Here is an 11,619-nt window from a genome sequence, read left to right as displayed (position 1 = left end):
CGACCCCAACCTTGGCAAGGTTGTGCTCTACCCCTGAGCTACGCCCGCTCTGGCGGCTGGAAACCGGTCGGTTCCAGCGGGTGAGGCGGGCGATTAGCACCGGCTTTTTGACTCGGCAACCCCTGAATGCGCTTTTTCTCTGGAGGGTTGGCATATGGGCGACAAATCCCACATAAGCGGGGCAAGAGTCCTTTCCGCCCGCCCGGAAACGACGGAAATCAAAAACAGGAGCATTATCGCGTGGCCACGCTCGGTCTGAACCCCACCGAAAAGGAAGCCGTCGAAGCGTTTCGCCGGGATGTCGTCGAACCGTCGATGACCAGCCTGGTCATCCTCGATTTCTGGGCCGAATGGTGCGGCCCGTGCAAGCAGCTCGGCCCCGTGCTCGAAAAGGTCGCCGCCGATTATGCCGACAAGGGCGTCGTGCTGGTCAAGGTCGATGTCGATGCGAATCGCTTTATCGCCGGCCAGTTCCAGGTCCAGTCGATCCCGACCGTCTATGCGATCTTTCAGGGCCAGCCGGTCGCCAACCTGACCAACGCGCGCACCGAAAGCCAGCTGAAGGCGATTCTCGACCAGCTGCTCGCGCAGCTGCCGATCGAGAGCGCGGCGAAGGATCTGGCGGTCGAGATCGCGCCGCTGATCGACATGGGCGAAAACGTGCTCGCCGAAGGCGACGGCGCGCGCGCCGCGAGCATCTTTGCGCAGATCGTCGACATGGCGCCCGACAATGCCGCGGCGCACGGCGGGCTGATCCGCGCGCTGCTGCTCGCGGGCGATACCGAAAGCGCGCAGGCTGCGCTCGACGCGCTGCCCGCCGAGATCGCGGCCGATCCCGCGATCGCGCAGGCGAAGAGCGCGCTCGCGCTCGCCGCCGATGCGCCCGACGCGGGCGAACTGACCGCGTTCGAAAGCGCGGTCGCGGCGAACCCCGGCGACCATCAGGCGCGCTTCGACCTTGCGAGCGCGCAGATCGGCGCGGGCCAGCGCGATGCCGCCGCCGACAATCTGCTCCACATCGTCGCCGCCGACCGCGAGTGGAACGACGATGCGGCGCGCGCGAAATTGCTGTCGCTGTTCGAGGCCGTCGGGCTCGAAGACCCGTGGGTAGCGGCGCAGCGCCGCCGCTTGTCGCTGATCCTCTTCGGCTGATGAACACCGACGCGCCTTTGACCATCCAGCGGATCGCGATCTTTCCGCTCACCGGCGCGGTGCTGTTCCCCGGGCTGCACCTGCCGCTGCACATCTTCGAGCCGCGCTATTCGGCGATGGTGCAGGAGGTGCTGGCGCGCGACCGCCAGATCGGGATGATCCAGCCGCGCCAGATTCCCGGCGAGGAAGATCGCGAGCCGCCGGCGCTTTACGACGTCGGCTGCGTCGGGCGGATTGTCGATGTCGAGGCGCTCGACGAGGGACGCTTCAACCTGGTGCTCGAAGGCGTCGCGCGCTTTCGCGTCCGCCGCGAACTCGACGTCACGACGCCCTTCCGGCAGGTCGAGGCCGAGATCGAGGTCGAGGCCGAGGATGACGCCGTGCTGGCAAGTATCGAGCGCGCGAGCCTCGAGCGCGAGGCGAAGCGATTTGCGCAGCGGCAGGGTTATGTCGTCGACTGGGATTCGGTCGGCCAGCTCGACGACGCGACGCTCGTCAACGGCATCGCGCAGGTCGCGCCCTTCGACGCGGCGGCGAAGCAGGCGCTGCTCGAAGCGTCGCCGATCGACGCACGCGCCGAGTTGGTCGTCCAGCTGATGCAATTCTTCGGCCGCTTCGACAGCGACGACGGGCGCGCCACGCTGCAATGAATTTAGTGAAACTCGCGGCCCGGCGCGTGATGCGCGATGTCGGCAAGCGCGCGGCGCACGACATGGCGGTCGCTTTCGTGCAGGCGCGCGGCGGCATCGCTCGCCGTCAGATGCTGGCGAACGAGCGCCTTCTCGGCCGCAAGCCGCGCGTCGCCGCGCGATCCGCATGACCGGGCGCGGCGGCGGTCGGCCCAATCCGCGACCAACCGGTCGGCGAGGCGCGCGGCGAGATTGTCGGCGGCGCCCTGTTCGGTTTCGATTTCGGCGGCGGGATCGACCAGCCACGCGTCGATGCCCTCCGCCAACAAGGCGTCGAGCGACAGCGTCGCGGTGACGCGGCGGCGGCCGGCGCACCGCTGGTCGCCGTGCAGGCGGTGGCGCAGCGCCTGCAGTTCGGCGCGGAATTGCCAGTTCACATAGGTGGTGAAGCGCGCCCGCGCGGGATCATAATGTTCGGCGGCGCGGTGGAGCGCGATCGCGCACACCTGCGCCGCATCCTCGGCGACGTCGACCAGCCCGTAGCGACGCGTGAAATAGCGTATCCGCGGCGCCGCCAGCGCCGCGAGGCGCGCGAAGCTGCGATCGGCGCGCCCGCGTGCCCGCGCGCCCGGCGCCGCGTCGAGCGCGGTGCGCGCCCGGATATAGTCGGCCACCGCCGTTTCGAGCGCATCGCTTTTTGCCGACATGGCCCTGCCCCCATCCTGCCCGCGGCGTGCTTGCCGCGTGGGTAGGGATAGGCGGTCATGCTTAGCCGCAGCCTGCCGGACGCCTAAGTGGTAATACCTATATCTCGGCGCCCGCGAGCAGGCGCGGCAGGTCGCCAGCCTCACCGCGCGCCTCATCCATGAAGAAGCGCTTGAGCGTCGGCATATGCTGGACCGCGCCGAGCCCGGTGCGGCGGATCGCGGCCGCCGTGCGCCCCGGGATGCCGAACAGCCGCGTCAGCCCGTCGGTCGCGAGGCTGACCATCATATTGTCGAGCCCGCGCCAGCGCTGATAACGCGCGAGCAGCGCCGCATCGCCGAGGTCGAGCCCGAGCCGCGCGCCCTCGACAAGCACTTCGGTCAGCGCCGCGACGTCGCGCAGGCCGAGGTTGAGCCCCTGCCCCGCGATCGGATGGATGCCATGCGCCGCATCGCCGACGAGTGCGATGCGCTCGGCGACGATCGACGCGCTGTGGTGAAAGCCGAGCGGATAGGTCATGCGCGGCGCGACGAGTTTCATCGCGCCCAGCACGCCGCCCGCGCGCTTTTCGAGTTCGGCGATGAAGCCACGCTCTCCCAGCTTGGCAAAGCCGGGGCCGTCCTTCTCGGACACCGTCCATACGAAGGCCGAGCGGTGGCGCCCCTGCGCGTCGTCGACGAGCGGCAGCAGGGCGAAAGGCCCCGACGGATAGAAGATTTCGTGCGCGACGTTGCCATGCGGCCTTTCGTGCGCGACCGCGCCGATCATCGCGTGATGATGGTAGGACCAGTTCGCGATGCTGAACCCCGTAGCGTCGCGCGTCGGCGAGCGGCGGCCTTCGGCGACGATCAGCAGCGGCGCCGCGAGCTTCGTGCCGTCGGCGAGCGTCAGCGTGACGCCATGACCGTCGATCGCGCGCGATACGACGGTGGCGGGCATCCAGCGGCGCACCAGCGGCGCATCGGCGAGCGCGGCGGCGAGCGCGAGGCGGAGCTGACGGTTTTCGACCATCGTGCCGAGCGGCGGGTCGCCCTCAGCGGTGACGAAATCGAGTTCGCCGCCGCGCCCGCTGTCGGGGGCGCCGTCGCCCACCCTGATCGCGCGGATCGGGCAGCCGTGGCCGGCGAGGCGATCGGCGATCCCCAGCACTTCGAACATCTGCCACGTCGCGCTCGCGATCGCCGAGGCGCGGCCGTCGAAGCCGGGCGCGATCGTCGTCACCGGGTCGGCGGGATCGACGATCTGGACCGACAGGCCGTGATGGGCGAGGGCAAGCGCGAGCGCCTGGCCGACAAGGCCGCCGCCCGAAATCAGGACATCGCTGCGCAGCGTTTCTTTCATCGCTTCGCCCTAAAGCCTGTTTCCCCCAGAGGGAAGCGTTGTGATCGTTCCGGGAAGTTCGCTGGGTAGAAGCGGGGCGCCGCACGGGCCGGTGGCCCGTACCAGCCCCGCGACGCCCCCAGCGGGCTTCCCGGAACGACCCATATGGGGCGGGCCGATTTTGGCCCATTGCCACGTTGCTCGTCGGTCACGATGCTTCCGCATCGCTCCCTCCTCTCGCCTCGCACTGGGCCAAAATCGGCTCCGTCACAACGCTTCCCTCTGGGGGAAACAGGCTCTCGTGCGGCAGGACGGTTGGAAAGGCTGTGGGCGAGCGCGGGGCCGCGCTTGACGACGAGTCCGCCGCATGCGCATATCGCCGGACCAACTCACAGGGACCGGAAGAGAGCATGGCAAGCCGCAAGGCCGCACCCGCAAAGGCCGATTGGCGCACCGTTTTCCGCCAAAGCATCGCGCGATCGATGGTGATCGCGGCGGCGGTGGCGCTTGGGCTCTTCACCTTGTTCCTGACGCTCGCCCTCATCACCTACGACAGCACCGATGCCGCGCTCAACACCGCGGCGCACGGCACCGCCGCCAACTGGATGGGCAGCGCGGGCGCGTGGTTCGCCGACCTCGGCCTGTCGATCGGCGGCGTCGGCGTCGCGCTGTTGCTGCCGCTGCTCGGCATCATCGCCTGGCGGCTGTGGACGGGCGAAGCGCAGCCCTATTGGCCGCGCCAGCTCGCCTACAGCTTCATCGGCATCCTCTTCGTCGGGCTCGGCGCCGAACTCTGGTCGCCGGCGACCAACGCACCGCTGCCCGCGGGCTGGGGCGGGATCATCGCGCTGCTGCTCGGCGGCGCGATCGCGCCGCTCTTCGCGCAGGCGGGCGAGCCCGCCGCGGCGCTGATCCGCTTCGCGACGATCCTGCTGCTCGTCGGGCTCGGGCTGTGGCTCGCGTGGCGCGCGCTCCGGCTCGAGAAAGGCTGGGCGTCGCGCTTCCGCCTGCCCGCCGCGACCAGCAGCCGCATCGCCGAGCCCGTCCGCGCGCCGCGCGCCGACGACCGGGTGCCGAGCCCGCTGGAGCCCGCCGTGCGCCCGCGCGCCGTGGCCGAGCCCGTCGACCGCGCCCCGCCCGAGATCGCGGATCCGGCGCAGCGTAGCGCGCCCTCGAAACCCCGGCCCAAGCCGCAGACCGAGCTGTTCACCAATTACCAGCTGCCCTCGATCGACCTGCTCGCCCCCGCGCCCGACCGGCCGGCGGGACAGATCGACAAGGCGGCGCTCGAGCGCAACGCGCGGCTGCTCGAATCGGTGCTCGAGGATTTCCAGGTCAAGGGCGTCGTCACCGCGGTGCGCCCCGGCCCGGTCGTCACCATGTACGAGCTCGAACCCGCGCCGGGCACCAAGGCGAGCCGCGTGTCGAACCTCGCCGACGATATCGCGCGCAACATGTCGGCGCTGTCGGCGCGCATCGCGCCGATCCCGGGGCGCACCGTCATCGGCATCGAGCTGCCCAACGCGCAGCGCGAAGCGGTGGTGCTGCACGAAATAATCGGCAGCGCGCTGTTCCAGGACCAGACCGGCGCGCTGCCGATCATCCTCGGCAAGAATATCAGCGGCGACGCGATGATCGCCGACCTCGCGCCAATGCCGCACCTGTTGATCGCGGGCACGACCGGGTCGGGCAAGTCGGTCGGTTTGAACGCGATGATCCTGTCCTTGCTCTATCGCCTTGGTCCCGACCAGGTGAAGATGATCATGATCGATCCCAAGATGCTCGAACTCAGCGTCTATGACGACATCCCGCATCTGCTCGCCCCCGTCGTGACCGAACCCAAGAAGGCGATCCGCGCCCTCAAATGGGCGGTCGAGCAGATGGAGGACCGCTACCGGATGATGTCGTCGCTGTCGGTGCGCAACCTCGCATCCTACAACGACAAGGTGCGCGGTGCGCTCGCCAAGGGCAAATCGCTCGGGCGCCGCGTCCAGACGGGCTACGACCCCGACACCGGCCAGCCGGTCTATGAGGAAGAGACGCTCGACTATCAGCCGCTGCCGCAGATCGTCGTCGTCGTCGACGAACTCGCCGATTTGATGATGACCGCGGGCAAGGAGGTCGAATTCCTGATCCAGCGGCTCGCACAAAAGGCGCGCGCGGCGGGCATCCACCTGATCCTCGCGACCCAGCGCCCGTCGGTCGACGTCATCACCGGTGTGATCAAGGCGAATTTGCCGACGCGCATCAGTTTCAACGTCACGTCGAAGATCGACAGCCGCACCATCCTCGGCGAGGCGGGCGCCGAACAGCTGCTCGGCAAGGGCGACATGCTCTACGTCCCCGGCGGCAAGCAGATCACGCGCATCCACGGGCCCTTCGTCTCCGACGACGAAGTGCGCGCGGTCGCCGATCACTGGAAGGGCCAGGGCCGCCCCGACTATGTCGAAAGCGTCACCGAGGACCCCGAGGACGGCGGCTTCGCGATGGAGGGCGCGCCTGCGGGCGGCGACAGCGCCGAGGACCGCATGTACGCCAAGGCCTGCCAGATCGTCGCCGAGAGCCAGAAAGCCTCGACCAGCTGGCTGCAGCGGCAACTCCGCATCGGCTACAACAGCGCGGCGCGCCTGATCGAGCGGATGGAGGAGGAAGGCATCGTCAGCCCGCCCAACCATGTCGGCCGCCGCGACGTGCTCACCGACCAATATGGCCAGCCGCGCTGAGGAACCTTTTCCCGCCCCGCGACTTGAACAGCGTCTAACCGCGGGGTTCAGCGCGGGTTCAATGCCCGGTTGCGAAAAACGGGCCGCAAAAAACGAGAATGAGAGCCAAATGACCAAGAAGACGATGACCCGCCTTGCCGCCTGGATGCTCGCCCCCGCCGCCGTCGCGGGGCTCGCCGTCGGCGCGCCCGCGATCGCCCAGTCGGCGAACGCGCTGGCGTCGGTGCAGTCGCACCTCAAATCGACCAGTTCGATGACCGCCGACTTCGTGCAGACGGATCGCAACGGCCAGCGCGTGTCGGGCAAGCTGACCCTCAAGCGTCCGGGCAAGATCCGCTTCCAGTATCAAAAGGGCGTGCCCTTGCTGATCGTCGGCGACGGCAGCCGGCTCACCATGATCGATTATGAGGTCAACCAGGTGCAGAGCTGGCCGGTGAAGAATTCGCCGCTCGGCGCGCTGCTCGACCCCGATCGCGACCTGTCGAAATATGCCAAGACCCTGCCGACCGGCAACGACGACGTGCTGAGCGTCGAGGTCAAGGATCCGAAGCGCCCCGAATATGGCACGATCACCATGGTGTTCGTCCGCGACGGCGCGGCGCCGGGCGGGCTGCGCCTGCGCGGCTGGGTCGCGCTCGATTCGCAGAACAACCGCACCCGGATCGACCTCAGCAATCAGAAGTTCAACGTCGCGGTCGCCGATTCGGCCTTCCGCTGGACCGATCCCCGCCCGAAGCGGCGCGGCCGTTAACCCTTTTGCTGTCATGGCGTCGGTCCGGCTCACGACCGGCGTCCATTTTTCCAGACCAACCGTCGCCAGCTATCGACGAACTGCAGGACCGGCGCCAAGGGCGCCTTTTTGTTCAGCTTGGCGACAGGGAACACCGGCTATTTCAACTCTCGAAGGCGCCAACACGGCCCCGGATTTGGGTTTCCCCCTGTTGCCCCACCCGGGTTGCCAGGCACCTTCATTCAAGAGCGTGACGAACGCTGACCTTGAACCCCCGTTCCACCGCCCCTGGGACGGGGGTTTAATTTGTCCGGAACGTTTTTGCGGCCGCTGACGCGGCAGGCGGCACCAGCCCGCAACCGGCATTGCGAACAACCTTCCGCGCCGATAGAGCCGACCCCATGACTCGCACCAGCATCGCTTCGTGGAACATCAACAGCGTTCGCGCACGCATCGGCATCGTCGAAAAATTCCTGCGCGAAGAAGCCCCGGACATCCTCTGCCTTCAGGAAACCAAGGTCGAATGCGGGCTCTTCCCGCCCGAGATGTTCCGGCGGCTGGGCTATGAACATATCGTCACCCACGGCCAGCGCATGCATCATGGCGTCGCGATCGTCAGCAAGGTGCCGCTCGCCGACGTGCGCAAATATGACTGGCAGGCGAATGGCGAGGCGCGCCACGTCGGGGTGACACTGCCGTCGGGCGTGCGACTCGACAATGTCTATATCCCTGCGGGCGGCGACATTCCCAACCGCGACCTCAATCCCAAGTTCGGACAGAAACTCGACTTCTTCGGCCGCATGACCGAATGGTCGGGGGCGCTGAACGGCACCCCGACGGTACTGACGGGCGATTTCAACGTCGCGCCGCTCGAAAGCGATGTCTGGAACCACAAGGCGCTGCTCGACGTCGTCAGCCACACGCCGATCGAGGTCGAAACGCTCGGCCGGTTGCAGGCGGCGTCGAACTGGGTCGACCTCGGGCGCCACTTCATCGAAGCGCCGACGCCGCTCTACACCTGGTGGAGCTATCGCGCGAAGGACTGGGAGGCGTCGAACCGCGGCCGCCGGCTCGACCATATGTGGGTGACCCCCGACCTGATGGCGAAGGCGGTGTCGCACCGCATCGTTCAGCCGGCGCGCAGCTGGGAACGGCCGTCGGACCATATCCCGCTGATCACCGAGTTCGACTTTTGAGCGATGCGCCGGAGGGGCGCGGCGCCCGGCGCGCGGCGCGCGCGATCGATGCGCTGCGGCGCGGCTGGCCCTTCCGTGTGATCGACGCGGGAGGCGCGCTCGACCTGCTCGCGGTCGAGAGCGCGCGCGATGCGGGGCTCGCCGAATTCGCCGGCGAGGACCTGCTCCTTTCGGGCGAGCGCGCGGTCACGCTCAAGCTGACCAACCAGCGCGCCGCCGCGACGCCCGGCCCCGTGCGGCTCGCGGGCGCGGGCGCGGGCGACACGGTCGCCGGGGCGCTCGCGATCGCCGACCCGGCGCTCGATCTCGCCAATCCGCTCAAGGGGCCCTTCCGCACCGTCGCAACCGGCGGCGATGCGGCGGCGGCGGCGGCGATGACGATGGCGCGCCACGCCGGCCTGCTCCCCGCCTTCTTCGTGCGCGAAGCGGTGGGCGAAGCCGAGAGTGAATGCAGCGTCGGCGATGTCGCGGCGCTGCTCGATCCTGCCCGGCTCGAGATCGCGGCGCGCGCGCGCCTGCCCGTCGCCGCGAGCGAGAGGGCCGAGATCGTCGCTTTCCGCTCGCCCGAGGAGGCGTCCGACCATATCGCGCTGATCATCGGCAAGCGCGACGCGGGTCCGCCCGTCGTGCGCCTGCACAGCGAATGTCTGACCGGGGACGTGCTCGGCAGCCTCAAATGCGATTGCGGGCCGCAGCTCCACGCCGCGCTCCATGCGATGGCGGACGCGCCGTGGGGCGTGCTGCTCTATTTGAGGCAGGAAGGGCGCGGGATCGGGCTCGTCAACAAGCTGCGCGCCTATGCGCTGCAGGACCAGGGCTATGACACGGTCGACGCGAACCTCAGGCTCGGCTTCCCGGTCGAGGCGCGCGATTTCGCGATCGCCGGGCGGATGCTCGAACTGCTGAACGTGCCGCGCATCCGGTTGATGACGAACAATCCCGAGAAGGTCGCGCGGCTCGAAGAGGAAGGCGTCGAGGTGGTCGAACGCATTCCGCTCGCGCTGCCGACGAACAAGTATAACGAGCAATATCTCGCGACGAAGCGCGACCGGACCGGGCACCAGCTTTAACTGCCGTTCCCGCTCGCGGGAACGAAGCGGCACCGGCCCGCTCCCCCTCCCGGCCTCCCCGACCATAGTAACCTAGGGAGGCCGGGAGGGGGAGCGGGCCGGTGCCGCTTCTGCCGTCAGGCAGAAAATATCAGTGCACGAACCTTGCCACGACGTCGCGGTAGCTGCGGCTGACCTTCACCTGCGCGCCCGATCCGAGCACGAGGAAGCATTCGCCGTTGGTGTGCGGCTTGACCTGCTTGACCTGACTGAGGTTGACGATCGTCGAGCGGTGGACGCGCTGGAAATTGCGCGGATCGAGCCGCTTTTCGAGGTCCTTCATCGTCTCGCGCAGGATCAGGCTGTTGTCGGCGGTATAGATGCACATATAGTCGCCCGCGGCGTCGATGCGCTCGATGCTGTCGACGTCGACGCGGAAGATCTGGCCGCGATCCTTGATGTTGATCATCTTTTCATAGCGGTCGGCGGCGTGCGCGTCGGGCTGCGTCTCGGCATCATAATCCTCGACCGCTTCGGGCGCGACTTCGGCCAGCACGGTCTTCAGCCGTTCGACCTCGGCCGCACCGCGCTTTTCGGTGAGGCGCTGGCGGACGCGGTCGAGCGCGTCGGCGAGCCGCTCGGGCTCGACGGGTTTCACCAGATAGTCGACCGCCTGCGCCTCGAAGGCGCGGATCGCATGGTCCGAATAGGCGGTGACGAAGACCACGAGCGGCGGCTCGACCTCCATCAGCCCCTGGATCACCGAAAAGCCGTCGAACCCCGGCATCTGGATGTCGAGGAAAACGAGGTCGGGTTTGTGGGTCTTGATCTTTCTTATGGCCTCGCGGCCGTTCTGTGCGGTGTCGACGATTTCGACATCACCATGCGCTTCGAGCCTGAGTTGCAGGCCCTGGGTCGCCAATTTTTCATCATCCACCAGGATGGTTCTGATCGTCATGTGCGTTCGGTTCCAATCGTCATTTGCCCGTCGGGCTGGAACGGAAACTCGATCACGACCGTGAATCCGCCATCAGCGCCCATATGGACGTCGAACCTCTGCTGATCGCCAAAAGCCTGCGCCAGCCGGTCCCTGATGTTGGCTAAACCCACACCGGTCGATTCCGTTGCAACGCCAGTGGTGGGGTCCGAGGGGTCGGCTGACAATCCCGCGCCGGTGTCGGACACGGTGATCCGGACATTTTGACCGGCCAACTGTGCGGAAATCGTGATATCGGCGCCTTCCTCCTGCGGCGTCACCGCATATTTGATCGCATTTTCGATCAGCGGCTGGAGCAAAAGCGACGGCAAACGCGCACGCGAAACCGCGGGATCGATCATAAAATGGGGACGCAGCCGCTCCTCGAAACGCATCTTCTCGATGTCGAGGTAGAGCTTCAGCGTCTCGATCTCCTGCGCCAGCGTGACCTGCGCGGTCGGCTCGTTGGCGAGCGTGTAGCGCAGGAACGCCGAGAGGCGCGACAGCATCGCGTTGGCGGGCTCGGCCTGCTTCAGGAGCACGAGCGTCGAGATGCTGTTCAAGGTGTTGAACAGGAAATGCGGGTTGAGCTGATAGCGCAGCATCGCGAGCTGTGCCGACGCGGCCTGCGCCTCGAGCCGCAGCACGCGGTCATTCTGTTCCTCGAGCTGGAGGAAATAGTTGATCGCGAAATAGAGCGCCGACCAGGCCGCGAGCGAAGTCGCGTCGATATACATCGCGCCGAGCAAAAGACTGGTGAAGCCCGCTTCGCTGTCCGGGTTCTGAATCTGCGCGACCCATGCGTCGATGAAGGCCCAGAGCGCGGTCGCGACCCCCGCGAGGCCGAAGCTGACCCCCCACATCAGGAGCGGGCGGCGGCTGATCAGCGCGCGGTAACAGACGGACAGGATCAGCGTCAGCGAAAAGCCGGTGATCGCCGAAATCGTCTGCGGGATGAAAAAGGTGAAGGCCTGCCCGTTGGCGAGCCCCGACACGCCGCGCAGCCCGAGCCACGCGGCCCAGCCCAATATCTGCAAATTCCAGAAGGCCCGGACCTTGTTGTCGAAGAAGGGCCCGGGCGAAGTCAGGCGAAACAGCGGCATGAGGGTCCGTGCGTTGGCTATGTCAATGACCGTGTC

General features: G+C 67.5%; 10 protein-coding genes. 6 read left to right on the top strand and 4 right to left on the bottom strand.

The features are described from left to right. Positions 1-240: 240 nt before the first annotated feature. A complete protein-coding gene (locus VFG17_RS01115) occupies positions 241-1,152 on the top strand; it encodes a tetratricopeptide repeat protein (RefSeq protein WP_325027634.1) in 912 nt (303 codons plus the stop codon). Continuing rightward, a complete protein-coding gene (locus tag VFG17_RS01110) occupies positions 1,152-1,802 on the top strand; it encodes an LON peptidase substrate-binding domain-containing protein (RefSeq protein ID WP_325027632.1) in 651 nt (216 codons plus the stop codon). Before VFG17_RS01115 ends, VFG17_RS01110 begins: the two co-directional genes overlap by 1 nt. Positions 1,803-1,804: 2 nt before the next feature. On the opposite strand, the gene VFG17_RS01105 is transcribed toward VFG17_RS01110, so the two are convergent. Together VFG17_RS01105 and VFG17_RS01100 are read right to left on the bottom strand one after the other, a co-directional pair. Further along, complete coding sequence (locus tag VFG17_RS01105; RefSeq protein ID WP_325027631.1) at positions 1,805-2,488, bottom strand: sigma factor; 684 nt, start codon at positions 2,486-2,488, stop codon at positions 1,805-1,807. A 97-nt stretch (positions 2,489-2,585) separates the two neighbouring features. Continuing rightward, a complete protein-coding gene (locus VFG17_RS01100) occupies positions 2,586-3,827 on the bottom strand; it encodes an FAD-dependent monooxygenase (RefSeq protein ID WP_325027630.1) in 1,242 nt (413 codons plus the stop codon). A 389-nt stretch (positions 3,828-4,216) separates the two neighbouring features. Here VFG17_RS01100 and VFG17_RS01095 point away from each other — a divergent pair, with 389 nt between their 5' ends. From VFG17_RS01095 to ribA, 4 genes are all read left to right on the top strand, one after another. Then, a complete protein-coding gene (locus tag VFG17_RS01095; RefSeq protein WP_325027629.1) occupies positions 4,217-6,529 on the top strand; it encodes an FtsK/SpoIIIE family DNA translocase in 2,313 nt (770 codons plus the stop codon). Positions 6,530-6,638: 109 nt separating this feature from the next. Beyond that, positions 6,639-7,280: a LolA family protein gene (locus VFG17_RS01090; protein WP_414712913.1), complete on the top strand. Its 642-nt coding sequence runs from the start codon at positions 6,639-6,641 to the stop codon at positions 7,278-7,280. A 380-nt stretch (positions 7,281-7,660) separates the two neighbouring features. Then, a complete protein-coding gene (locus VFG17_RS01085) occupies positions 7,661-8,455 on the top strand; it encodes an exodeoxyribonuclease III (protein WP_325027628.1) in 795 nt (264 codons plus the stop codon). Then, a complete protein-coding gene (ribA, locus tag VFG17_RS01080) occupies positions 8,452-9,525 on the top strand; it encodes a GTP cyclohydrolase II (protein ID WP_325027627.1) in 1,074 nt (357 codons plus the stop codon). Before VFG17_RS01085 ends, ribA begins: the two co-directional genes overlap by 4 nt. A gap of 130 nt (positions 9,526-9,655) precedes the next feature. On the opposite strand, the gene VFG17_RS01075 is transcribed toward ribA, so the two are convergent. Continuing rightward, a complete protein-coding gene (locus VFG17_RS01075) occupies positions 9,656-10,462 on the bottom strand; it encodes a LytR/AlgR family response regulator transcription factor (RefSeq protein WP_167922178.1) in 807 nt (268 codons plus the stop codon). Then, positions 10,459-11,583 (bottom strand): sensor histidine kinase, encoded by a 1,125-nt coding sequence (locus VFG17_RS01070; protein ID WP_325027626.1) that lies wholly within the window; start codon positions 11,581-11,583, stop codon positions 10,459-10,461. The genes VFG17_RS01075 and VFG17_RS01070 overlap by 4 nt, the downstream gene beginning before the upstream one ends. Positions 11,584-11,619 lie beyond the last annotated feature (36 nt).

This window comes from Sphingopyxis sp. (assembly GCF_035686825.1).
In the GTDB taxonomy this organism is placed as follows: Bacteria; Pseudomonadota; Alphaproteobacteria; order Sphingomonadales; family Sphingomonadaceae; genus Sphingopyxis.
Note: the sequence above shows the minus strand (reverse complement) of the source record. Positions and strands in the feature narration are given on the sequence as shown.